Raw genomic sequence first — 23,434 nt, forward strand, 5'->3', positions numbered from 1 at the left:
ACTCAGCCTCGCCCGCCCTGGATCTGCTGGCGCCAGAGCAGCAGCTGCAGGGAGCAAAGCAGCGGTGCCAGCAGGGCCGTGAGCAGGGTTTGGGCCAGCCAGGTCTGCAATGCGGGCTCCAGGGGCCATGGGCCCAGCAGCCGGCTCTGCAAAATCAGGCTGCCGCCAAGCAGGGCCGCACCCAACAGGGCTAGCAGGCCAAGACTGAAGCTGCGCTCGATCGGCGGCCCCTGGCGGCCCAGCCGACCCCACCACCAGCCCAGCAGGGCTAGGGCAGGGATCTGCGTTATCGACCCAGGGTGCAAAGCATCGAGCAGCAGTCCCAGCCCGGCGCCAGCCAGGGCGCCGGAGAGGGGTCCATCGGCTAGGGCCCAGGGCAGCAGCCAAAGCACAGACCAAGCCGGGGGAATGCCCGCCAGCTTCAGGGGGCCGGGCGCAGCCAGCACCAGCCAGGGCACTACTAAGGCCGTAGCCACACACCAACCGTGGCGGGCCAGCCGACTCATGGCAGCCGCACCTGCACCCAGTCGACCGCCTCAACAGGGGCACTCAGCTGCACCACGGCCTCCGTGGCCGGCACGGCCCGGTCGTCGACCGACTGGATCACACCCACCGTGAGGTTGGGAGGCACCAGGGTGCTGGCGGGCGAGGTGACGACCACATCCCCCGGGCGCACGCCTGGATCCTTCTCCAGAAAACGCAGCAAGGGGCGGCTGGTGCCGATGCCCGTGAGCAAACCATGGCGCCGAACCCGTCCCACCCAGACGCCAACCCGGCTGCCGGGATCGGTGAGCAGGGTGACGCTGGCAGTAGTGGGAGTAACGCTGGCAATCCTGCCAATCAGCCCCCCCGGCGCCGTCACCGCCATGCCGGGCCGCAGGCCCTGCAACTCGCCGCGGCCAATAACGAGCTGCTGCCACCAGCCCCCTGCCTGGCGCGAGATCACCGCTGCCGCCAATTCGCGGCCACCGTGACCCTGCAGCTCGAGCAAGCTGCGCAGCCGGCGGTTGTCGGCATCCAGCTGGCGCAAGCGGGTTTGATCGTTGAGAGCCTGGCCGCTGCGCACCCACTCACCCTGGGCACTACCGGGCCAGAAAGGACGGCTCAACAGGGCGTAAGCATCGGTAAAACCCGCACCCTTACTCAGCCGCACGGCTAGCAGGGCCAGCACCAGCAAGGCCCAGGGCCAGGCCTGAACTACAGCGCTCAGGGCGGGAAGGCGAAGCCTGCGGCCGGCCTGCATCGGGATCAGGCGGTCTGACGCACGAAGTCAGGGGTGTCGAGCACGCGCTGCAGCCGCTTGTAGTCCTCAAGCACCATGCCGCAACCGTTCACCACGCACAGCAGCGGGTCTTCTGCCACATGGGTAAGGATGCCGGTCTCGTGGCTGATCAGGTCGGTGATGCCCCGCACCTGGGCACCACCACCGGCCAGCATGATGCCGCGATCGACGATGTCGGCGGCCAGCTCAGGCGGCGTGCGCTCCAAGGTGCGCTTAACGGCTTCCACGATCACGTTGAGGGGTTCGGCCATGGCCTCGCGAATATCGCCGGCGCGGACGTTGATGGTGCGGGGCAGACCGGAGAGCAGGTGCAGGCCGCGCACATCCATGGAGGTGTTGTCGTGGGCATCGTCAGGGAAGGCGGAGCCGATGCGGATCTTGATGTCCTCAGCAGTGCGCTCTCCTACTACCAGGTTGTGCACCTTCTTGAGATAGACGCCGATGGCGTCACTGAGTTCGTCGCCAGCCACCCGCACCGACTCGCTCAGCACGGTGCCGCCCAGGCTGAGCACTGCCACTTCAGTGGTGCCGCCTCCGATATCGACAATCATGGTGCCCACCGCCTCGGTGACGGGCAGGCCCGCGCCGATGGCGGCCGCCACCGGCTCATCAATTAGGTGCACCTCACGGGCGCCGGCCAGGCCGGCTTCCCGCACAGCACGGCGCTCCACACCTGTAACTCCACTGGGGATGCCGATCACCAACCGGGGCGCCACGATGCCGCGGCCTTCATTGGCCTTGCGAATGAAGGTTTTGATCATCTGCTCGGCGGCGTCGAAATCGGCGATGACGCCGTCACGCAGGGGCCGCACGGCGCGAATGTTGCCGGGAGTGCGGCCCAGCATCATCTTGGCCTCATCGCCCACGGCCAGGGGCACACCCCGCTCCAGATCCATGGCCACCACAGAGGGCTCTTGGAGCACAATGCCTTTGCCCGACACGAAAATGAGGGTGTTGGCGGTGCCCAGATCAATACCGATATCGCGCGAAAACTGGAAACGACGGAAAAACACGGACGCCGGGCCTGCAAGGGCCGAATCATACGAGGGTGTTACAGACGGCTCTAACGGTGGAACTGATGAAAGGTGGCAGCCGAACCGGGTGCCGCATCATTGATCCATCAGCAACAGGAGACATCAACCATGGGCGTGAATTCCATCACCCTTGTCGGCCGGGCCGGCCGCGACCCCGAAGTCCGTTATTTCGAATCAGGCAGTGTGGTCGCCAACCTCACCCTCGCGGTCAACCGCCGCAGCCGTGACGACGAGCCCGACTGGTTCAACCTCGAGATCTGGGGCAAACAAGCCCAAGTAGCCGCCGACTATGTCCGCAAAGGGGCCCTAGTGGGCATCATCGGCAGCTTCAAGCTGGATCGCTGGACCGACCGGGCCAGCGGTGAGGAGCGCACCAAGCCCGTAATCCGGGTAGACCGGCTGGAATTGCTTGGCTCCAAACGCGACGCCGAAGGTGGCGGTGGCATGGGGACAGGAATGGGAGGAGGGTTCGGTGGTGGCTCCCCAAGCGAGGAGGAAGTGCCCTTCTGAAGCCAAATGGCGGCGGACCTGATCTGGCTCAGTGGGAATCGCGGCGCTTCTTCCAGATGCGCAGCCCCAGCCAGGCGGAGCCGGCGGCGAGGGCCAGCACCAGCACCAACTTCACGGCCTTGGCCACCGGCTCGATCCAGTGCTCCACATTTGTGTAACCCTCACCCAGTGCTAGGCCCGCCAAGGTGAGTAGCAGGGTCCAGATAAGGCTGCCCGCCGTGGTCCAAAGCAGGAATGGCGCTATGGGCATCATCTCGATGCCCGCGGGCACCGAGATCAAGGTGCGGATGCCAGGCACCAGCCGGCCCCAAAACACCAAAGCGGTGCCGTATTTGGCAAACCAATCGCGGCTGCGGTGCAGCTCCTTAGGGCTGATACCAATCCAGCGGCCATGGCGCGCCAACCATTGCTCCAGGCGCTGCTCGTTGATAAGCCGGCCAATGCCATACCAAGGCAAAGCCCCAAGCACCGTGCCGAGCAGACCTGCTGATACCACTGGCAGCAGGGCCAGCTGGCCCTGCTGCACATAAAAGCCTCCGAGGGGCATGATCAATTCAGAGGGGATCGGCGGGAAGAGGTTCTCAAGGAACATCGCCGCAAAGATCGCTCCGTAACCGAGCCAGGGATTGGCCTCCACTGCCGCACCAATCAGCTGAGGCAGCTGTTGCACCAGTTCGCCAATCCCCATCGGGCTCGTCTCAGTAGCGGTAGTGATCGAGCTTGTAGGGCCCGGCAACCGGCACGTTGATGTAATCAGCCTGCTCCTGGGAGAGCTCGGTGAGCTTGGCACCGATCTTGTCGAGGTGGAAACGAGCCACCATCTCATCGAGGTGCTTAGGCAGCACATACACCTGCTTGGCGTACTGGTCACCCTTGGTGAACAGCTCAATTTGAGCCAGCACCTGATTGGTGAAGGAGGCGCTCATCACAAAACTGGGATGGCCTGTAGCGCAACCCAAATTCACCAAACGGCCCTCAGCCAGCAGGATGATTTTGTTGCCGCTGGGCAGCACGATGTGATCAACCTGAGGCTTGATGTTGTCCCAGGTGTACTGCTTGAGGGACGCCACATCGATCTCATTATCGAAGTGACCGATGTTGCAGACGATCGCCTGATCCTTCATCTGAATCAGGTGCTCGTGGCGGATCACCTTGAAGTTGCCAGTGGCAGTCACGAAGATGTCCACATCGCCCACCACGTCGTCAAGACGCACGACGCGGTAGCCCTCCATCGCCGCCTGCAGGGCGCAGATGGGGTCAACTTCAGCGATCATCACCGTGGCGCCAAGGCCGCGCAGCGACTGAGCTGAGCCCTTGCCCACGTCTCCGTAGCCAAGCACTAGGGCAACCTTGCCGGCCACCATCACATCAGTAGCGCGCTTGATGCTGTCTACCAGGGATTCGCGGCAACCATAAAGGTTGTCAAATTTGCTCTTGGTGACCGAATCGTTGACATTGATCGCAGGAAAGGGCAGCTCGCCGCTCTTCTGCATTTGATACAGCCGGGCCACACCAGTGGTGGTCTCCTCGGTAACGCCCTGAATTTCGGCGTATATGCGGGAGTAGAAGCCTGGCTGGGCGGCCAGCTTTTGGCGAATGCTGTTGAAAAGGGCGGTTTCCTCTTCGTTGGAGGGGTTATCGAGAACTGAAAGATCGCTCTCGGCCTTCGTACCCAACACCACGAGTCCAGTGGCATCGCCACCGTCATCGAGGATCATGTTAGGTGTGCCGCCATCGCCCCACTCAAGGATGCGGTGGGTGAAGGCCCAATACTCATCAAGGGTTTCGCCCTTATAGGCAAAAACCGGCACATTGGCCGCAGCAATCGCGGCGGCAGCGTGATCCTGGGTTGAAAAGATGTTGCAGCTGGCCCAGCGCACTTCGGCGCCGAGGGCGACCAAAGTTTCAATCAGAACTGCAGTCTGAATCGTCATGTGCAGGGAACCCGCAATGCGGGCGCCCTTGAGGGGCTGCTCAGCGCCAAACCTGGAGCGCAGGGCCATCAGGCCAGGCATCTCAGTTTCAGCAATTGCAATCTCCTTGCGGCCAAAATCGGCCAGGCCGAGATCGGCAATCACATAGGTATTAGTGCTTTGCAGCACGGGCGCGGAAGCCGTTGAGGCCGGTGAAGCCACCATGGGTTTTGCTTGGGGTACTGCTCGCTCCCGGCTGGGAGGGCGTGGTTTGGAAATATCTGCGGAGACGCCGAGGCTTCGGGCTCGCTGAAAATGCAATCTACAAGGAGCCCCTCATTCCTCGTGACACAAGCCCTGTGATGCAAGCCCTGAGAGATGCCGCCGCCACCAAGGCCTTCGGTCGGCAACTGGCGCTGCGTCTACCCGCTGGCAGCATCCTGTTGCTGGCAGGTGACCTGGGGGCCGGCAAAACCTGCCTGGTGCAGGGCCTAGCCGCCGGCCTCGGCATTGAGGAACCAATCACCAGCCCCACCTTCGCCCTCGCCCAGCACTACCCGCTAACGCCTAGCGGCGGGCTGGTGCACCTCGATCTCTACCGGCTGGAGCTACCCGCCGCCGCCGACGAACTATTCGCTCAGGAGGAGGAGGAAGCTCGAGCCCTAGGCGCCCTGCTGGCAGTGGAGTGGCCGGAGCGACTCAGCAGCGCACCGGCCGGCTGCTGGCAGATCCAGCTCAGCTTGCGCGACCCCTTGAACCCAGAAGCTGGACGTCTGATCGAGGTGCGTTCGCCGCGCTGATCGACCGGCAGGGGCAGCTTGCTGTTTTATTTGGCTAGCTAAGTCTTGGCTTAGCTAGCTGCCGCGAATGAAGTGCCCGCCCCCAACAGCGCAGCAATGATCTGGGCGTTGGCCGCCGGGAAGGGATATTCGCCCAGCTGCTCAGGTCGCACCCAGCGCACCTGCTGGGAGGCCAGCGGCTGGGGCTCGCCGCTCAAACAGGTGCACAGATGCACCACAAAGCGCAACCTCTTATGGCTGTAGGCGTGCTCCACCACGATCAGCTCCTCGCCCACCGCCACCTCAATCGCCAACTCCTCCTCCAACTCACGGCGGATCGTTTCAACGATCGGCTCACCCGGCTCCTGCTTGCCGCCGGGGAATTCCCACAAGCCCCCCAGCAAACCCTCATTGAGCCGCTGATCGATCAGCACCTCACCGGCGCCGTTGCGCACAAGCCCAACGCCGATCACCTGGAACGGCAACTCGCTGGGGGCATCCATCACGGCGTGGCAGCGGCATCGGCGGCAGCGTAGACAGCGCCCCGTGAACGTTTGTGGCTCGGCCAATTGGGCCTGAATAAGTTGGAGCCATGAGCTACCTGCCGACAGACGCCTCCGACTTCGCCAGCAAGGCCATCGACGGCTTTGTAGCTGCCCATCCCCGCCACGTTCAGCGCATCGATGGCGGCGTGATCCGAATAGCGCCGATCCCCTGCGGCCAGGTGGGTGTCGTGGTGGGCGGCGGCTCCGGTCACTATCCGGCCTTTGCCGGCCTGGTGGGCCGGGGCTTAGCCGCCGGGGCCGCTTGCGGCAACATTTTTGCCTCGCCCTCGGCAGGTCAGGTGATGCGGGTGGGATTAGCCGTGGAACGAGGAGCGGGCCTGCTGCTGAGCTTCGGCAACTACGCCGGAGACGTGTTGCACTTCACGCTCGGAGCCGAACGGCTGCGGCGGCAGGGAATCGACGTGCGCATCGTGACGGTCACCGACGACATCGCCAGCGCCCCCATTGACCAACCAGAACTGCGGCGTGGCATTGCCGGTGGCTTGGTTGTATTCAAGGTGGCAGGTGCCGCTGCCGAAGCCGGACTGCCCCTCGACGAGGTGGAGCGGCTGGCCCGCAAAGCCAATGGCCGCATCCGCTCCCTGGGGGTGGCCTTCAGTGGCTGCACCCTGCCGGGCGCTAGCCAGCCTTTATTTGATGTGCCCAGCGGCCGCATGGCCATCGGCATGGGGCTGCACGGCGAACCGGGCCTGTCGGAAGGGCCCCTCACCGATGCCGACAGCCTGGCAGCACTACTCGTGGAACGACTGCTGGCCGAACGGCCGGCGGATGTGCCCGAGGACCAGCAACGGCTGGTGGTGCTGCTGAACGGGCTGGGCAGCTTCAAATACGAGGAGCTGTTCGTGCTCTTCGGGGCCGTTAACCAGGAGCTCCTGGCCAGGGGGGTGGTGCTGGCCGACTGTGAGTGCGGCGAGCTGGTCACCAGCCTGGATATGGCCGGGGTGTCCCTCAGCCTCTGCTGGTTGGATGCGGAGCTGGAAGGCTTCTGGAGCGCCCCCGCCGACAGCGCTGCCTACCGCCGCGGCGCCCTTGGACCTATCCCGGCGGCAGATCCCGTAGCGGAACTGGAGTCCAAACAGCAAACATCTGTCAGCAAGACTGCTACTCAAGACAGTACAGAGTTCACAGCAGCCCAAAACGCCCTACTGGGACGCTTCGAGGCTGTGGAAAAGGCCTTGGAGCAGCGGGTTGAGGAACTCGGGGCTCTCGATGCCGTGGCCGGCGATGGTGACCATGGCCTGGGAATGCTGCGGGGCATTCGGGGCGCCCGGCAGAGCGCCATCCACGCCTGCACCCGAGGCTGCAGCACCGGGGAGGTGCTGATGGAAGCAGGAGAAGCCTGGTCTGACCACGGCGGTGGCACCTCTGGAGCCCTGTGGGGTGGGGCCCTGCTGGCAGCCGGCAATTCGTTAGCCAGGTCAAGCGAAATAGGAGCTAAAGAAATTGCGGCAGCTTTCGTCTCCGCCTTGCAGGCCGTAGTCGCCCTCGGACAGGCGGCTCCCGGCGACAAAACCATGGTGGATGCCCTCCAGCCCTACTGCCTGAAGCTGCGCTCTGAGCTGGAGGCCGGCGTAGCCCTCGATCAAGCCCTGCAGAACGCTGCGGCAAATTGCCTACTGGCGGCACAAGCAACCGCAGAAATGTTGCCAAAATTGGGGCGAGCACGCCCCCATGGCAGCCGCAGCCTCGGACATCCAGATCCCGGTGCCATGTCGCTTGCCTACTGCCTGATCGCAGCAACCCAGGCTCAACCGGCCACGTAAGCCTCAACCGCATCGCTGATGCGGCGCAAGCCGGCCAACCCGTCACGCTCCAGGTTGCGCACCCGATCACGGCTGATGCCGAGGATGCGGCCGATACCGGTGAGGCTCATCGGCTCGCCGCCCTCGGGGTTGTCGGAGCAAGGAATGCCATAACGCATCTTCAGCACCCGCCCCTGCAGCTCCGGCAGTTGCTCCAGCAGCGCACGCAGGTCGCCCTTCAGGCACTCACCATCTACACGCTCCTCCGGCAGCTCCGCATCTCCTGCCAGCAGGTCAAGCAGTTCGGTGTCATCCCCATCGCCCACCTTCGTCTCCAAGCTCACCGGTTGGCGCGCACGGCACAGCAGATCCTTCACCTCCTCTTCCGGCAGTTCCACCGCTTCGGCAAGCTCCGTCACCGTCGGCGTGCGCCCCAACAGCTGGCTCAGTTCACGCTGACCCTTCTTAAGCTTGTTCAGTGTTTCGGTGATGTGGATTGGCAGCCGGATCGTCCGGCTCTTCTCAGCGATTGCCCGCGTGATCCCCTGGCGAATCCACCAATACGCATAAGTTGAAAATTTGTACCCACGGGTTGGGTCGAACTTCTCAACGCCGCGCACCAAACCGATCGTGCCCTCCTGAATCAGGTCCAGCAGCTCCATATTCCGACGCGTGTACTTCTTAGCCACGCTCACCACCAGCCGCAAATTCGCAGCCACCATCCGCTCCTTGGCACGCCGGCCAGCCTGCAAGCGCTTCTTAAGTAGGGGCGCGCTCAGACCAGCGGCCTGGGCCAATTCCACCTGGCTTGGCTTGTTACCCAGCTGAACCTCCAGCTCCTGCTCAAGCTCCTCCAAACCCACCAGCTCCTGCACCTGGCGGCCCAAGGTGATCTCCTGCTCGTGGGATAGCAGCGGCACTCGGCCAATGTCCCGCAGGTAGCTGCGCACTAGGTCGCCGTCGGCCGCGGGCATGGAGCGGGCAGCCTTGTCGGGAGCAGCTGCGCTGGGTGCAGTAGCGATGGCGACGACCACGGCGTTGGGGCTTTGAAGATGTGTAAAGCCTAACCTGAAGAAGTGTTAACTCCTCTCAGAAACCCCAAAACTGCGGCGACAGCTCAAGCCACTCCAAGTAGCCACCTAGCCAGGCGCGGCGCGTTGCAGCAGCCAGGAGGCGGTTTGCAGGTAGATGAACACCCCAGCGACGTCGGTAGCGGTGGCAATAAAAGGGGCTGACATCAAGGCCGGATCCAGGCCTAGACGGTCAAACAGAAGCGGCAGCGCCGCGCCGGCCGTTGCAGCGAGGGTGGTGATCGCCACCAGGCTCAGGCCGGCGGCCATAGCCACTACCCAGCTGCCTGCCACGTAGGCAGCCCACGGCACCACCGCCAGCACCATCAACAAGCCCAGCAGGGCGCCGGCCACAGCCTCGCGCCAAATCGCCCGCCAGGCGCCCATCGCCTGAATGCGCTGGGTGCTCAGGCCCCGAATCACCACGGTGGAGCTCTGGGCTCCCACATTGCCGCCGGTGCCGATCAGCAGCGGAATAAAGGCGGCGAGCACCACCACCTGCTTGAGCACCAGCTCCTGGGAAGCGATCACCGCCGAGGTGCCGCTGTTGGCCACCAGCAGCACCAGCAGCCACACCACCCGGCGCCGCGCCACGGTGAACAGATTGCTTTGGAAGTAGTCGTCTTCATCGCCAGCCTGCACGGCGCCGGCGGCATAAAGGTCGCGGGTTGCCTCCTGCTCGATCACGTCGATGACGTCGTCCACGGTGACGATCCCCACCAGCCGCTGCTCCCGGTCCACCACCGGCACGGCCAGGAAGTCGTAGCGCTGGATGGCGCGCGCCACCTCCTCCTGGTCGGTGTCGGTGCCGACGCTCACCACATCGCGGGTCATCAGATCGCCGATGCGCGCCTCGGGGTCGGCTGTGACCAGATCGCGCAGCGACAGGATGCCGGTGAGGTGACGGGACCCATCAGTGACGTAGAGGGAGTAGATGGTTTCGGTGTCGCGGGCGCGGCGGCGCACTATCGCCAGGGCTTGGTCGGCGCTGTGAAACTCCTTGAGGTCGACGAATTCGGTGGTCATCAGCCGGCCCGCCGTCTCGCTCTCATAGCCAAGAAGTTGGGCCGTGACCCGCCGCTCCGCTGGACTGAGTTCAGCCAGTAGGCGCCGCACCACCTTGGCGGGCAACTCATCAAAAAGCCGCACCCGATCATCGGGTGACATTTCTTCCACCAGCTCCAGCACCTCGCCGGAGCGCAGCCGCTCCAGCAAGGTCTGCTGTACCGCTGCATCGAGGTATTCGTAGACCTCGATGGCTTCGTCCTTTGGCAACAGCCGAAAGGCCAGGGCCTGCAGGGTGCGCGGCAAGCTGCCGATCGCTTCTGCCGCATCAACCTCCTGCACGGGGCCGAGCAGCAACTTGGCGCCGTCGTAGTTACCGGCCTCAAGCAGGCTTTCCAGCTGTTGGGCGACCACCTCGGCCACCTGAATCCCGTTGGCTTCGCTCATGGGCACCGCGACGCCGCAATTATGAGTTTATGGGTCGCAGCTGCCCTCGGCTCGCTATGGTCCGCCCACTTGATGACACCCGCACCAATGGCTATCTCCGTGAGCAATGTGGCCGTGCGCGACGCCAAAGGCGACGAGCGCATTTTGGGCGAATGGGCCGGCAAGGTGCTGCTGATCGTGAACGTAGCCAGCCGCTGCGGCTTCACCCGCCAATACGCAGGCCTGCAGGCGCTTCAGGAGAGCTACGGCCCCCAGGGCCTGGCGGTGCTCGGCTTCCCCTGCAACGATTTCGGCGCCCAAGAGCCCGGCACGCTGCCAGAGATTCAGCAGTTCTGCTCCAGCACCTACGGCGCTGATTTTGAGTTGCTCGACAAGGTGGTAATGGCCGAAGAGCCCTACACCACCCTCAGCCAAAGCGAGCCCGCTGGCCCCGTGGCCTGGAACTTCGAGAAGTTTCTAGTGGGCAAGGATGGCACCGTGTTGGGCCGCTACAAGAGCAATGTGGAGCCCGATTCAGCTGAGCTGAAGGGCGCCATCGAAGCTGCCCTGGCCGCCTGAGCGGCGGACTCAACCCGCCGGCACCCAGCCACGGCGATCAGCGACCTCCACCTGCAACCAGCGCTGGCCGGAGCTGCCCCGCCAGCTGCGCAGCACCCGCAGGGGCTCACCTGGCCCAAGTTGCTGCAGGGCAGGTGCCCGTTGTTCAGGAGCGACCCGCAAAGCCACAGCACGAGTAGAAATCAAGGGATCGCTGGCGCTACGCCGCCGCACCTCATGGGGCCTCCGATCAGCCCCTCCGGCGGGCAAACCCACGGGGGTGATCAGGGCGAAACCAAGCAGGGCCGCCCAGCGCCAAGCTGCAGACGACTGCGTCATGCGGGTGCCCGCCATCAAATGTCGAGCTGAGCTAGATCGAGGGTGGCGCTATGAGCCTCGATGAATTCCCGGCGCGGGGCAACTTTGTCGCCCATCAGGATTGTGAAGATGCGATCGGCTTCGAGAGCATCTTCAATCTCGACTCGCTTCATCATGCGAGTGGTGGGATCCATGGTGGTTTCCCATAACTGCTTGGGCATCATTTCACCCAAGCCCTTGAAACGCTGGATCGTGTAATTCGCCTTTTCACCAAATGATGCGATCGTTGTCTTGAGATCGTCTTCGTTGTAGCAGTAAGTGTGGTTTTTGCCGCGCTCCACTTTATAGAGAGGTGGGCAGGCGATGTAGATGTAGCCGCCTTCAACTAGGGCCCGCTGATAACGGAAGAAGAAGGTGAGGATCAGGGTACGGATGTGGGCGCCGTCGACGTCGGCGTCGGTCATGATCACGATACGGTGGTAGCGCAGATTTTTCTCGTCAAATTCTTCGCCCTTGATCCCCAGGCCTAATCCTGTAATCAGCGCCTGAATCTCGGTATTTTTATAGATCTTGGCGTCGTCTGTTTTCTCGATATTGAGAATTTTGCCCCGCAATGGCAGGATCGCTTGGAAGCGACGGTCGCGCCCCTGCTTAGCAGAGCCACCAGCTGAATCCCCCTCCACGATGTAGATCTCAGACTCGGCCGGGTCGCGGGAGGAGCAATCTGCCAACTTGCCAGGCAGGGTGGAGCTCTCGAGCACACTCTTGCGGCGCACCAGCTCGCGAGCGCGGCGAGCAGCCTCAGCAGCATTAAAGGCCTGAATCGCCTTCTCGAGGATCAGATCGATCACCGAGGGATTGAATTCAAGATATTCGCTGAGGGCTTCACCCACAAGGGTGTCAACAATGCCGCGAACTTCCGTATTGCCCAGCTTGGTTTTGGTCTGACCCTCAAATTCCGGGTCGGGCACCTTCACCGAAAGCACCGCGGTGAGGCCCTCGCGGATGTTTTCGCCAGCCAGATTGGTATCGGCATCCTTGCGTTTGCCGCGCTTTTTGGCAAAGGTGTTGAGGGTGCGGGTAAGCACAGTTTTGAGGCCCTCGATGTGGGTGCCACCATCGACGGTGCGGATGTTGTTGGCAAAGCCAAGAATGCTGTCTGAGTAGGCATCCACGCACCACTGCAGTGCCGCTTCCACCTGTACGCCGTCCTTTTCGCGGTTGACGTAGATGATTTCGGGGTGGAGAGGATCCTTCTCCTTATTCATATAGGCGACATATTCCTTGATGCCGCCTTCGTAGAAATAGATCTCTTCGTGAGCTTCGCCAGCGGCATTGCGGGCCGCGGCGCGGTCGTCACGGAAGACGATCCGCACCCCACCATTGAGGTAGGCCAGCTCGCGCAAACGCGAAGAGAGAGTTTGGTAGTCGAACTCAATGCCGGTCGAGAAAATCTCGATATCGGGCTTGAAGCACACCGATGTTCCGGTGCGGCCCTTCTCACCAGCGGCTGATTGCAGGATGCCGATCGGAGCACCGCGTTCAAAGCGCTGGGTGTGCACCTGGTCTTGGCGGTAAACCGTGACCTCCACCCACTCTGAGAGGGCATTGACCACCGAAACACCAACGCCGTGCAGGCCGCCAGAAACCTTGTAGCCACCGGAACCAAACTTGCCGCCGGCGTGCAACACCGTGAGCACGGTTTCAAGGGCGCTCTTACCGGTGCGCGGGTGGATATCTGTGGGGATGCCGCGGCCGTTGTCGGTGACGGCGCAAGAGCCGTCGTCGTTGAGCACCGCCAGAATCTGGTCGCAATGGCCGGCTAGGGCCTCATCCACTGCGTTGTCGACCACCTCGTACACCAAATGGTGCAGGCCTCGGGGGCCGGTGGAGCCGATGTACATGCCAGGCCGTTTGCGAACCGGCTCCAGGCCCTCCAGAACCTGGATCTGCTCGGCGCCATAGGCGGCCTGAATTTTTGTGGAAGCTTGGCTTTCAGCGCTCATGCAGGAAGGTCTCCCCAGGGATTCGGCACAGGACGGCGAAATCCCGGGGCAAGTAAGGCGCAAACGAGCCCAAAAGCCCTTTTGCAATAAGCAATTTACCACCGCCAACCCGGGCTGACACCCCCTGGCAAGGTGGACCCATGAGCCCAACTGAGTCCGCAGGCCAACCGCTCGTCATCGTCTTGATGGGTCCAACGGCCAGCGGTAAAACAGACCTGGCGATCGCCCTGGCTCAGACCCTGGATCTAGCGGTGCTCAACGTGGATTCGCGCCAGCTCTACCGCCAGATGGACGTGGGCACCGCCAAGCCCACGGCCGCCCAGCGGGGGCAGGCGCGCCACGAGTTGCTGGATCTGCGCGATCCCGACCAGCCGATGAACCTGCAGGAGTTTCGGGCCATCGCCGAGGACCAGCTCAAGGCCGAACTTGCCCGCAAGCCCCTGGCCCTGCTGGCTGGCGGCAGCGGCCTCTACCTTCAGGCCCTCACCCAGGGGCTGGAGCCCCCAGCGGTGCCACCCCAACCCCAGCTGCGCGCCCAGCTGGCAGCCCTCGGCCAGCCCCTCTGCCACCAGCTGCTGCGCCAGGGCGATCCGGTGGCCGCCGCCCGCATCGCCCCCGCCGATGCCGTGCGCACCCAAAGGGCCATGGAGGTGCTCTATGCCACAGGGCGGCCCCTCTCCAGCCAGCAGGGGGCCACGCCGCCGCCCTGGCGGGTGCTGGAGCTGGGCCTAAACCCCACCGACCTAACAGCCCGCATTGCCAGCCGTACCCGGGGCCTATTTGCTGCGGGGCTGGTAGCTGAAACCGAAGCGCTGATCAAGCGCTACGGGGCTGGGCTGCCCCTGCTCAACACCATCGGCTATGGCGAAGCGAGGCGGCAGCTGGCCGGCGAGCTCAGCGAAACTGAATCGATCGCCCTTTGCGAGCAGCGCACCCGCCAATTCGCCAAACGGCAACGCACCTGGTTTAGGCGGCGCCATGCGCCGATCTGGCTGGAAGAGCGCAGCACCGAGGGGCAGTTGGCCCAGGCGTTGCAAGTGGTCGAGCGCGGACTAGGGTGAAGCGTTAGCGATTTCGCGATCCTTCACACCCCTGAATGCCTCCACGTCCCCGTTTTGACCGCCGTGCTCCCGTGCGGGAGCTGCCCAACATCAACGACCGCATCAGCTACCCCAACCTGCGGGTGGTGGATGCCGATGGCAGTCAACTGGGGGTGATCACCCGCGAGGAGGCCCTTGAAGTGGCCAAGGACCGCGAGCTCGATCTGGTGTTGGTGAGCGAGAAGGCCGATCCGCCGGTGTGCCGGATCATGGATTACGGCAAATACAAGTTTGAACAGGAAAAGAAGGCCAAAGAAGCCAAGAAGAAGTCGCATCAGACGGAAGTAAAAGAGGTGAAGATGCGCTACAAGATCGACTCGCACGACTATCAAGTGCGGATCGGTCAGGCGCAGCGCTTCCTTAAGGACGGCGACAAGGTGAAGTGCACCGTGATCTTCCGCGGCCGCGAAATCCAGCACACAGCCCTGGCTGAAGTGCTGCTTTACCGCATGGCCAAGGACCTCGAGGACAACGCCGAGATCCAGCAGCCCCCCAAGCGGGAAGGCCGCAACATGATCATGTTCCTGAGCCCCCGCAAGGCCGCCGCTCCAAAGGGCAACAGCAAGGCCGCCGCCGCAGCCGAAACAGCCAGCTAAACCTGCGGGCAGAAAAAGCGGAAGCGCTGGGGCATTGAGCTTGTGTCCAGAGTTTTGTACAGCCCGTACAGAATTCAGGAACTTTTCTTACGCACACCACTCAAACCAGCCAGAGCAGCCGCACTCTCCCAACCGGCACACGCGCGTATGCCAACAGGGGGATTGTCCCCAGGGCCAAGCCTCTTTATGGTGGCCACCAGCCCAATTGGCCCAACCCCGGCGTGCGATTCCACATTCAGCAGGAAAGCGACATCCCGGCGTCGACGCAGCTCTACAACCAGATCTGCTTCGCCATTGCGGCCCGCCACTACCCGCCGGGGCACCGATTGCCCAGCACCAGGCAGCTGGCGATGCAAACAGGCCTGCACCGCAACACGATCAGCAAGGTGTATCGCCAGCTGGAAACCGACGGCGTTGTTGAGGCGATGGCTGGGTCGGGCATCTATGTGCGCGACCAGCAAAAGCCGCGGGAAATCAAGCCGCCGCCGGGCCCCAGGGGCAGGCCTCTGCCGGACATCGACCGTCAGGTGCGCCAAAGCGTCGATGGCCTGCTCAATGCCGGCTGCACCCTGCAGCAGGGCCGCGACCTACTCACTCGCGAGATCGACTGGCGCCTGCGCTGCGGCGCCCGGGTGCTGGTCAGCACCCCCCGCGAGGACATCGGCGCATCGATGCTGATCGCCGAGGAGCTCAGCCCCAGCCTGGAGGTGCCGGTGGAGGTGGTGCCGATGGAGGAGCTGGCGGCGGTGCTCACCGAATCCAACAACGGCACGGTGGTGACCAGCCGCTACTTCCTACAGCCGGTGGAGGAGATTGCCAAGCAGCACGGCGTGCGGGCGGTGGCCGTTGATCTCAACGATTTTCGCCACGAGCTCGACCTGCTCAAGGAGTTGCGCCAGGGCAGCTGCGTGGGCTTGGTGAGCATCAGCCCAGGCATCCTGAGGGCCGCCGAGGTGATCCTGCACAGCATGCGCGGCAACGAGCTGCTGGTGATGACCGCCAACCCCGACACCGGCAGCCGCCTGCTGGCCCTGCTGCGGGCCGCCAGCCACGTGCTCTGCGACCGCCCCAGCCTGCCTCTGGTGGAGCAGAGCCTGCGCCAAAACAGGGCCCAACTAATACGGATGCCGGTAGTGCACTGCGCCCAGAGCTACCTAGGCACCGCCACCATCGACGGCCTGCGCAAAGAAATCGGCCTACTGGCTCAGTGAACCAAAGGACCAACTAATTCAAGCGGATGAAGAGATTCGAACTCTCGACCCTCTCCTTGGCAAGGAGATGCTCTACCACTGAGCTACATCCGCAATTACCGGCGTTGCCGGTTTGAAGATCATGCATGACAGGGTGCCCCTCGGTCAAACGCTGGGCAAACCCCAGCCAGGCGCCCCTGGCTCCGGCAGGATGGCTCAATGCTCAAGGCACTGCAGGCCGACCTGGCAATCATCAAGCAGCGAGATCCTGCGGCCCGAGGCACGCTGGAAATCTTGCTCTGCTACCCGGGGCTGCACGCCCTGACCCTGCACCGTTTCAGCCATTGGCTCTGGGGGCGGCGACTGCCGCCCTTGCCCCTGGTAGCGCGGCTGCTGAGCCAGGTGGGGCGGTTGGCAACCGGCGTTGAAATCCATCCCGGCGCCCGGATCGGCCACGGCGTGTTCATCGACCACGGCATGGGCGTGGTAATCGGTGAAACGGCCGTGATCAGCGATCGCTGCCTGCTTTATCAGGGCGTAACCCTGGGGGGCACCGGCAAAGCCCACGGCAAGCGCCACCCGACCCTGCTCGAGAACGTAGTGGTAGGCGCCGGCGCCAAGGTGCTGGGTGCCATCACTGTGGGCGCCAACACCCGCATCGGTGCCGGCTCAGTGCTGCTGCGCGATGTGGCAGCCGACAGCACGGTGGTGGGCATCCCGGGCCGGGTGATCCATCAGAGCGGGGTGCGCATCGACCCCCTAGCCCACTCAGCCCTGCCCGACACGGAAGCGAATGTGATCCGCAACCTGATGGAGCGCATCGACGTGTTGGAAATGGAACTAGCCCGCACCCAGGGCTGCCTGCGGGAGCTGGCCGCCGGCCGCCCCCTGCTGGAGCCCTGCACCGGGGCCGCTCAAAACCTCAAAGACCGCGAAATCCTGGAGTTCTTGGGAGACAACCCTGGCATCACCAGCTGAACTCAGGGGCAGCTGCGATTAAGCAGTCGCCCCCTGGGGTGCCGGCGCCGGCTGGAACATGAACATCGAGTAGATCACGTTACGGCGCATCTGGGTCATCATCTCTAGGAACATATCGTAGCCCTCATTTTTATATTCAATCAGGGGATCTTTCTGGCCATAGCCGCGCAGACCCACCGACTCGCGCAGGGCATCCATTGCTTGTAAGTGCTCACGCCAGAGGGTGTCGATCTGCTGGAGAATGAAGTAGCGCTCCGCTTCCCGCATCAGGCCAGGGCGCTGCTGCTCAACTTGGCCCTCCTTGATGTCGTAGGCGTTGCGCAGCTGCTCCTGCAGGAAGGCCTTTAGCTCCTCTACCCCTAAACCCTGGAGCTGGTCTGCGGTGAGATCTTCCAGGATATAAATAAACTCCTTTGTTTTCTCCACTAGTCGGCTGAGGTCCCACTCCTCCGGTGGCAGCTCGGGGTTGACGTAGGCCTCCACGATGTCTTCTACGGTGCGCTCGCCGTAGCCGATCACCTGAGCCTTTAGCTCCCGGCCTTCGAGCACTCGGCGCCGCTCGGTATAAACGGCTTTACGCTGGTTGTTCATTACCTCGTCGTACTCGAATACCTGCTTGCGGATGTCGTAGTAGTAGGTTTCGACCTTCTTTTGGGCCCCTTCCAGCGAGCGGGTGAGCATGCCTGATTCAATCGGCATGTCTTCCTCCACCCGGAAGGCATTCATCAGGCCGGCCACCCGGTCGCCGCCAAAGATGCGCAGCAGATTGTCTTCAAGCGACAGAAAGAAGCGGGTGGAGCCCGGGTCACCCTGACGGCCGGCGCGGCCGCGCAGCTGGTTGTCAACGCGGCGGGATTCGTGGCGCTCGGTGCCGATCACGTGCAAGCCACCGGCCTCGCGCACCTGCTGCTCGTCCTGCTTAACCACGGCGTCGTATTCAGCCTTCACCTGGGCGATGCAGTCGCGCAGAGCCTGGATCTGGGGGTCCTCGCTGGGGGCCTTTTCAGCTGCCTGAGCGATGCGGTCTTCCAACTCGAGCAGGGTGAGCTGCCGGTCGCCCCAGGCATTCACGAGGGATTTGGCGAGGGTGACCAGCTCTTGCTCGCTGGTTTCGCTGAGGCTGCAGGGATAGAGGCTCCCCAAACTGCGAGCCTCACGGGCAGCTTTGGCTGAGGGGATGGGCCTGTGCTCGTTTTCAGGGCGCACCAACTTGGGCAGCAGCACCTCGCGCAACTTGAGGCGGGCCATGTAATCGCTGTTGCCGCCCAGGATGATGTCGGTGCCACGGCCCGCCATGTTGGTGGCGATGGTTACGGCACCGGCCCGGCCTGCTTGGGCCACGATCTCGGCCTCCCGTTCCACGTTTTCGGGCTTGGCGTTGAGCAGGTTGTGGGGGATGTCTTGCTCGGCCAGCAGGGCACTGAGTAGCTCCGATTTCTCCACGCTGGTGGTGCCCACCAGCACCGGCCGGCCGCCCTTATGCACCTCGGCGGTTTCCAGGGCCACGGCGCGCCACTTGGCCGTTTCGGTTTTGTACACCTGGTCGGTCCAGTCGGAGCGGGAGCGCACCCGGTTGGTGGGCACGATTGCCACTTCGAGCTTGTAAGTTTTCTCGAATTCCACCTCTTCGGTTTTGGCGGTACCGGTCATGCCGGCCAAGCGCGGGTAGAGCAGGAAGAAGTTTTGGTAGGTGATTGAGGCGAGTGTTTGGGTTTCGGGCTGGATCTCCAGCTGCTCTTTGGCCTCAATCGCCTGGTGCAAGCCGTCGCTCCAGCGCCGCCCCGGCATCACCCGGCCGGTGAATTCATCAACGATCACCGCATCGCCGTTACGCACTATGTAGTTCACGTCTCGGGCAAACATCTCCTTGGCCTTGAGGGCATTGCCAATGAAGTGGGCCCAAGGGTCTTCTGGGTTGAAGAGATCGCTCACGCCAAGCTGCTGCTCGGCCTTGGCGTAGCCCTCGTCGGTGAGGGTCACATTGCGCTGCTTCTCGTCGACCTCGTAGTCACCCTCAGGGTCGATGCCGTCTTTACCCAGCTCGGCTGAACGCTCCAGCAGCTCAGCCACCTCGGCGGCCCGGCGATATTTCTCCTGGGGGCGCTCGATCTGGCCGGAGATGATCAGCGGCGTGCGGGCCTCATCGATCAGGATCGAATCGACCTCATCGATCACGCAGTAGTTGGGCTGGCGCTGCACCACCTCGGCGATGTCGCTGGCCATGTTGTCGCGCAGGTAGTCGAAGCCCAGCTCGCTGTTGGTGGCGTAGGTGATGTCGCAGGCGTAGTTGGCCCGGCGGGCTGCTGGCGCCATCTCCTGCTGGATCAGGCCCACCGATAGCCCTAAGAAGCGGTGCACCTGACCCATCCACTCGGCGTCGCGGCGGGCCAGGTAGTCGTTCACCGTCACCACGTGCACGCCCCGACCGGTGAGGGCGTTGAGGTAGGCGGGCAGGGTGGCCACGAGGGTTTTGCCCTCGCCGGTTTTCATCTCGGCGATCTGGCCGTCGTGCAGCACCATGCCGCCGATCAGCTGCACATCGAAGTGGCGCATGCCCAGCACCCGCTTGCCCGCCTCACGCACCACGGCAAAGGCCTGGGGCAGCAGCTCATCAAGCAGGGCCCGCTCCTTGGCGGCATTGCCAGCCACCTGCTCCAACTTCTGACGGAACTCACCCGTAAGGCCGCGCAGCTCATCGTCGGAGAGGGGGGCAATCTCCTCCTCGAGCAGGTTGATGTCGGAAACGATCGGCTGGTAACGCTTCAGCTTGCGGGCATTGGGGTCACCCAGCAGGAGCTTGAGCATGGAGAAAGCTAATCAGCGCTTCAGTCAGCCTACTGAGAAGCACAGAAGGCCAACATCGCTGAACCGTGATCAGCCACCAGAAATAAGGCCCAGGCGAGCACCGCTGTAACCGCATTGCTCGCTCACAGCCCCACACCAGCTGTGGTGCTCCAGATACCAGCGCACCGTTGCTGCCAAACCCTCCTCAAAGCTGTGGCGCGGCTGCCAGCCCAGCTCGTTGCTGATCCGGGTTGGATCAATCGCGTACCGCCGGTCGTGACCAGGGCGATCCGTCACCGGTGTGATCAGACGCGCGTGGGGGGCGCCGGCCGGGCGCAGCTCATCGAGCGCGTTGCAGATCGCTTCCACCACCTCTTTGTTCGTGCGCTCCCCATGGCCTCCCACGCAGTAGCTGCGGCCCAGCTGCCCCTGGGTTGCAGCCAGCAGCAGCGCATCCACGTGATCTTCCACATAGAGCCAGTCGCGCACGTTGGCGCCATCGCCATAAAGCGGAATCGGCTCGCCAGCCGCTGCCTTGAGGATCACCACCGGAATCAACTTCTCGGGAAATTGCCAGGGGCCGTAGTTGTTGCTGCAGTTGGTGAGCACCACCGGCAGGCCATAGGTGTGGTGCCAGGCGCTCACCAGGTGATCACTGGCCGCCTTGCTCGCTGAATAGGGACTGCGTGGGTCGTAAGGGGTGGTCTCCGAGAAGCGCCCCGTAGCCCCCAGCGAGCCGAACACCTCATCGGTGCTGATGTGATGAAAACGAAAACCCGCCTTGCGCTCAGCGCTCAGACCTTCCCAGTGGGCCCGCACCGCCTGCAGCAGCTGAAAGGTGCCGCTCACATTGCTCTCAATAAAGGCCCCCGGCCCCTCGATCGAGCGGTCCACATGGCTCTCTGCCGCCAGGTGCATCACCAGGTCGGGATCGGCCTGCTGCACCGCCGCTGCTGTAGCCGCCGCATCGGTGAGGTCCACCTTGAGGAGCTGGTGGCGTGCCTCCGCCTGGGGCAGCGCCTCGATGCTGGTGAGGTCGCTGGCGTAGCCACATTTATCGAGATTGAACACCAACGCCTCGCTTTCGCTAAGCAGCCGGCGCACCACCGCCCCGCCGATAAAGCCGGCCCCACCGGTCACCAGGATGCGGCGGCGGCCGGCCAGGAGCGCTGAAACGTCGGGTGGGTTGGTCATAGGAGAGTTTCGAGAAGTTGACGCAGCGCCTGCCGCCAAGGCGTGGGGGCCAGGCCGAGGGCCTTGCGGCTGCCTGAACAATCCAGCAGCGAGTAACTGGGCCGCTGAGCCGGCAGTGGATATTCCGCCGTAGTCAGCGGATTCACAAGAGCTGGCTGCTCCAAGAGCCCCAGCTCCTGAGCCAACTCGCCCACTGCCACAGCCACGTCAAACCAGCTAGCGGCTCCCGCATCGCTCCAATGCAGCACCGGCTCGCTCATGCCAGCGCTTATCACCCGCCAGCAAGCCGCCGCCAGGGTATGGGTGCTGGTGGGGCAACCCACCTGGTCTTCCACCACGCCGATCTGCTGGCGTTCCCGGTGCAGCCGCAGCATGGTGAGGGCAAAGTTCTTGCCCACCGGCCCCATCACCCAGCTGGTGCGCAAAATCACTCCCCGCCCTGCCCCTGCACCGCCAGCAGCGGGGCCCAGCAGCAGCTCCACCGCTTCCTCGCCAGCGGCCTTGCTACAGCCATAAACCCCAAGGGGATCGCGCTTTTGCTCCAGGCGATAGGGGCTGCCCTGGCTGCCATTAAAAACAAAATCGGTGCTCACCTGCAGCAAGCGTCCACCCGTTTCCAGCAGCGCCTCGGCAAAGGCCCTTGGGGCGCCGCCATTTACCGCCAAGGCCAGTTCTGGCTCGCTTTCGGCCTTGTCCACCGCCGTGTAGGCGCCGGCGTTGAGCACCCAATCGGGCCTGTGATCACGGATGGCTGCGCGACAGGCGCCGGCATCAGCCAGATCCAGGGCCAGCAAACCATTGCCACCGCTGCGGCAGGTGGCGATCAGCTCCACTCCCGCAGGCACCTGCTGTCGCAGCGCCTGACCCAGTTGGCCGGCAGCGCCGGTGAGCAGTACCTTCACGCAAATACCTCCCCAGCCGCCATCACTGCCGCAAGCTCAGGGGCATCAGCATCCTTCTGCGCCAGCAACGGTTCCATGCCTTCCAGCGGCCAGGTGATGGCGAGATCAGGATCGTTCCAGCGCAGGGAGCGCTCGCAGCTCTTGCTCCAGTAGCCGCTCGCCTTGTAGAGCACCTCAGCGCTCTCGCTGAGGGTTAGGAAGCCGTGGCCAAAGCCCACCGGCACCCACAGCTGCTGCTGATTGTCAGCGCTGAGCTCTGCTCCCACCCACTGGCCAAAGGTGGCGGAACTGCGCCGCAGGTCTACCGCTACATCAAAAATCACACCCACCGGGCAGCGCACCAGTTTTCCCTGGGCTTCTGGCTCCAGCTGGTAGTGCAGGCCGCGCAATACCCCGCGGCAAGAGCGCGAATGGTTGTCCTGCACAAAGGTGGTGGGGCAGCCCACTGCTTCATCAAAGCGGCGCTGGTTCCAACTCTCATAGAAAAAGCCCCGCCCATCGCCAAAAATCTGGGGCGTGATCAGCAGCGGACCCTCAATCACCACACCGGAGGCTGTGCTCAGCTGCTCAACCTGCATTGGAGATCTCCAGCAGTTGCAGCAAATAGTCGCCGTAGCCACTCTTGCGCAGCGGCCCCGCTAATCCGGCGAGCTGCTCAGCGCTGATCCAGCCCAGACGCCAGGCCACCTCCTCCGGGCAGCCCACCTTCAGGCCCTGGCGGTGCTCCAGGGTGCGGATGTAGCTGGCTGCCTCATGCAACGAATCACAGGTGCCCGTATCCAGCCAAGCCATACCCCTGCCCATCAGCTCCACCCGCAGCAACCCCTCCTCTAAGTATTGGCGATTGAGATCGGTGATCTCCAGCTCTCCCCGTGGCGACGGCTGGATTTGGCGAGCCCGATCCACCACAGAATCGTCATAGAAGTAAAGGCCGGTCACCGCGTAGCGCGAACGGGGCTGCGCTGGCTTCTCTTCCAGGCTCAGCACCTGACCATCCGACGCAAACTCCACCACCCCGTAGCGCTCTGGATCCCGCACCGGATAGGCAAACACCGTGGCTCCAGCCCCTCCGCCATTACTGGCCTGCAGTTGGGGAATCAAATCGTGGCCGTGGAAGAGGTTGTCGCCCAGCACCAGTGCCGCCGGCGCACCACTTAAAAAATCAGCGCCGATCAAAAACGCCTGAGCCAACCCATCCGGACTCGGCTGAACGGCGTAGCGAATCTCCATGCCCCAAGCGCTGCCATCTCCCAGCAAACGCTCAAAAGATGCCAAATCATGGGGCGTGCTGATAATCAGCACCTCCCGAATACCAGCCAGCATCAACGTGCTGAGCGGGTAATAGATCATCGGCTTGTCGTACACCGGCAGCAGCTGCTTACTCACCGCCTGCGTGATCGGATGCAGCCGAGTGCCGCTGCCTCCCGCCAAAATAATTCCCTTACGGGTCATAGGGAACGCTCCGCTGGGAGAATGCTGCC

At 63.4% G+C, this 23,434-nt stretch carries 23 protein-coding genes and 1 tRNA gene; 8 read left to right on the forward strand and 16 right to left on the reverse strand.

Annotated elements, in window-relative coordinates; genetic code table 11:
• Nucleotides 1-2: 2 nt before the first annotated feature.
• From KBY73_RS00895 to KBY73_RS00905, 3 genes are read right to left on the reverse strand one after another with little or no spacing between them, the layout of a single operon-like run.
• Nucleotides 3-506: a rod shape-determining protein MreD gene (locus tag KBY73_RS00895; protein WP_254935235.1), complete on the reverse strand. Its 504-nt coding sequence runs from the start codon at nt 504-506 to the stop codon at nt 3-5.
• Complete coding sequence (gene mreC / locus KBY73_RS00900; RefSeq protein ID WP_254935236.1) at nt 503-1,243, reverse strand: rod shape-determining protein MreC; 741 nt, start codon at nt 1,241-1,243, stop codon at nt 503-505. Before mreC ends, KBY73_RS00895 begins: the two co-directional genes overlap by 4 nt.
• Nucleotides 1,244-1,248: 5 nt before the next feature.
• Complete coding sequence (locus tag KBY73_RS00905) at nt 1,249-2,295, reverse strand: rod shape-determining protein (protein WP_106632915.1); 1,047 nt, start codon at nt 2,293-2,295, stop codon at nt 1,249-1,251.
• Between the two features lie 129 nt (nt 2,296-2,424).
• Here KBY73_RS00905 and KBY73_RS00910 point away from each other — a divergent pair, with 129 nt between their 5' ends.
• Complete coding sequence (locus KBY73_RS00910; protein ID WP_254935237.1) at nt 2,425-2,826, forward strand: single-stranded DNA-binding protein; 402 nt, start codon at nt 2,425-2,427, stop codon at nt 2,824-2,826.
• Nucleotides 2,827-2,854: 28 nt separating this feature from the next.
• Here the strand turns inward: KBY73_RS00910 and KBY73_RS00915 are convergent, their stop codons facing one another.
• Nucleotides 2,855-3,514, reverse strand: a complete 660-nt coding sequence (locus KBY73_RS00915) for a DedA family protein (RefSeq protein WP_254935238.1) — start codon at nt 3,512-3,514, stop codon at nt 2,855-2,857.
• A gap of 10 nt (nt 3,515-3,524) precedes the next feature.
• Complete coding sequence (gene ahcY / locus KBY73_RS00920) at nt 3,525-4,964, reverse strand: adenosylhomocysteinase (RefSeq protein ID WP_254935239.1); 1,440 nt, start codon at nt 4,962-4,964, stop codon at nt 3,525-3,527.
• 137 nt (nt 4,965-5,101) lie between these two features.
• Here ahcY and tsaE point away from each other — a divergent pair, with 137 nt between their 5' ends.
• The gene (gene tsaE / locus KBY73_RS00925; protein WP_254935240.1) at nt 5,102-5,539 is read left to right on the forward strand and encodes a tRNA (adenosine(37)-N6)-threonylcarbamoyltransferase complex ATPase subunit type 1 TsaE; all 438 of its coding nucleotides are present in this window, start codon (nt 5,102-5,104) and stop codon (nt 5,537-5,539) included.
• 50 nt (nt 5,540-5,589) lie between these two features.
• On the opposite strand, the gene mutT is transcribed toward tsaE, so the two are convergent.
• Nucleotides 5,590-6,021, reverse strand: a complete 432-nt coding sequence (mutT, locus tag KBY73_RS00930) for an 8-oxo-dGTP diphosphatase MutT (RefSeq protein WP_396096349.1) — start codon at nt 6,019-6,021, stop codon at nt 5,590-5,592.
• 89 nt (nt 6,022-6,110) lie between these two features.
• Here mutT and KBY73_RS00935 point away from each other — a divergent pair, with 89 nt between their 5' ends.
• Nucleotides 6,111-7,847: a dihydroxyacetone kinase family protein gene (locus KBY73_RS00935; RefSeq protein WP_254935241.1), complete on the forward strand. Its 1,737-nt coding sequence runs from the start codon at nt 6,111-6,113 to the stop codon at nt 7,845-7,847.
• Here the strand turns inward: KBY73_RS00935 and KBY73_RS00940 are convergent.
• Together KBY73_RS00940 and mgtE are read right to left on the reverse strand one after the other, a co-directional pair.
• Nucleotides 7,832-8,800, reverse strand: coding sequence for an RpoD/SigA family RNA polymerase sigma factor (locus KBY73_RS00940; RefSeq protein ID WP_254935600.1), 969 nt, complete (start codon nt 8,798-8,800; stop codon nt 7,832-7,834). The two genes, KBY73_RS00935 and KBY73_RS00940, sit on opposite strands and share 16 nt — an antisense overlap.
• A 165-nt stretch (nt 8,801-8,965) precedes the next feature.
• Nucleotides 8,966-10,348 carry a magnesium transporter gene (mgtE, locus tag KBY73_RS00945; RefSeq protein WP_254935242.1) on the reverse strand — a complete coding sequence of 461 codons (1,383 nt, stop codon included), beginning with the start codon at nt 10,346-10,348 and terminating at the stop codon, nt 8,966-8,968.
• Nucleotides 10,349-10,435: 87 nt separating this feature from the next.
• On the opposite strand from mgtE, the gene KBY73_RS00950 reads away from it, so the two are divergent.
• Nucleotides 10,436-10,906 carry a glutathione peroxidase gene (locus KBY73_RS00950; protein WP_254935243.1) on the forward strand — a complete coding sequence of 157 codons (471 nt, stop codon included), beginning with the start codon at nt 10,436-10,438 and terminating at the stop codon, nt 10,904-10,906.
• Between the two features lie 9 nt (nt 10,907-10,915).
• Here the strand turns inward: KBY73_RS00950 and KBY73_RS00955 are convergent, their stop codons facing one another.
• Nucleotides 10,916-11,224, reverse strand: a complete 309-nt coding sequence (locus KBY73_RS00955; RefSeq protein WP_254935244.1) for an SH3 domain-containing protein — start codon at nt 11,222-11,224, stop codon at nt 10,916-10,918.
• Between the two features lie 14 nt (nt 11,225-11,238).
• Nucleotides 11,239-13,209, reverse strand: coding sequence for a DNA topoisomerase (ATP-hydrolyzing) subunit B (gene gyrB, locus KBY73_RS00960; RefSeq protein WP_254935245.1), 1,971 nt, complete (start codon nt 13,207-13,209; stop codon nt 11,239-11,241).
• A gap of 140 nt (nt 13,210-13,349) precedes the next feature.
• Between gyrB and miaA the strand changes: the two genes are divergently transcribed.
• The 3 genes from miaA (at nt 13,350) to KBY73_RS00975 (ending at nt 16,116) form a co-directional block, all read left to right on the forward strand.
• The gene (gene miaA / locus KBY73_RS00965; RefSeq protein WP_254935246.1) at nt 13,350-14,270 is read left to right on the forward strand and encodes a tRNA (adenosine(37)-N6)-dimethylallyltransferase MiaA; all 921 of its coding nucleotides are present in this window, start codon (nt 13,350-13,352) and stop codon (nt 14,268-14,270) included.
• Nucleotides 14,271-14,305: 35 nt separating this feature from the next.
• A complete protein-coding gene (infC, locus tag KBY73_RS00970) occupies nt 14,306-14,905 on the forward strand; it encodes a translation initiation factor IF-3 (RefSeq protein ID WP_254935247.1) in 600 nt (199 codons plus the stop codon).
• A 221-nt stretch (nt 14,906-15,126) separates the two neighbouring features.
• Nucleotides 15,127-16,116, forward strand: coding sequence for a GntR family transcriptional regulator (locus KBY73_RS00975; protein WP_254935248.1), 990 nt, complete (start codon nt 15,127-15,129; stop codon nt 16,114-16,116).
• A 21-nt stretch (nt 16,117-16,137) separates the two neighbouring features.
• On the opposite strand, the gene KBY73_RS00980 is transcribed toward KBY73_RS00975, so the two are convergent.
• Nucleotides 16,138-16,209, reverse strand: a tRNA-Gly gene (locus KBY73_RS00980).
• A gap of 105 nt (nt 16,210-16,314) precedes the next feature.
• Between KBY73_RS00980 and cysE the strand changes: the two genes are divergently transcribed.
• Nucleotides 16,315-17,073 carry a serine O-acetyltransferase gene (gene cysE / locus KBY73_RS00985; protein WP_396096354.1) on the forward strand — a complete coding sequence of 253 codons (759 nt, stop codon included), beginning with the start codon at nt 16,315-16,317 and terminating at the stop codon, nt 17,071-17,073.
• A gap of 18 nt (nt 17,074-17,091) precedes the next feature.
• Here cysE and secA read toward each other — a convergent pair whose 3' ends face one another.
• The 5 genes from secA to rfbA form a co-directional block, all read right to left on the reverse strand.
• Complete coding sequence (gene secA / locus KBY73_RS00990; protein WP_254935249.1) at nt 17,092-19,878, reverse strand: preprotein translocase subunit SecA; 2,787 nt, start codon at nt 19,876-19,878, stop codon at nt 17,092-17,094.
• Nucleotides 19,879-19,947: 69 nt separating this feature from the next.
• Nucleotides 19,948-21,051: a dTDP-glucose 4,6-dehydratase gene (rfbB, locus tag KBY73_RS00995; RefSeq protein ID WP_254935250.1), complete on the reverse strand. Its 1,104-nt coding sequence runs from the start codon at nt 21,049-21,051 to the stop codon at nt 19,948-19,950.
• Entirely contained in the window at nt 21,048-21,953 is a 906-nt protein-coding gene (gene rfbD, locus KBY73_RS01000) for a dTDP-4-dehydrorhamnose reductase (RefSeq protein WP_254935251.1), read from the reverse strand. The genes rfbB and rfbD overlap by 4 nt, the downstream gene beginning before the upstream one ends.
• Nucleotides 21,950-22,531 carry a dTDP-4-dehydrorhamnose 3,5-epimerase gene (rfbC, locus tag KBY73_RS01005; RefSeq protein ID WP_254935252.1) on the reverse strand — a complete coding sequence of 194 codons (582 nt, stop codon included), beginning with the start codon at nt 22,529-22,531 and terminating at the stop codon, nt 21,950-21,952. Before rfbC ends, rfbD begins: the two co-directional genes overlap by 4 nt.
• On the reverse strand, nt 22,521-23,405 hold the full coding sequence (gene rfbA / locus KBY73_RS01010) for a glucose-1-phosphate thymidylyltransferase RfbA (protein ID WP_254935253.1): 885 nt from the start codon (nt 23,403-23,405) through the stop codon (nt 22,521-22,523). The genes rfbC and rfbA overlap by 11 nt, the downstream gene beginning before the upstream one ends.
• Nucleotides 23,406-23,434 lie beyond the last annotated feature (29 nt).

The sequence above is a fragment of the Cyanobium sp. Tous-M-B4 genome (assembly GCF_024345395.1).
GTDB lineage: Bacteria > Cyanobacteriota > Cyanobacteriia > PCC-6307 > Cyanobiaceae > Cyanobium_A.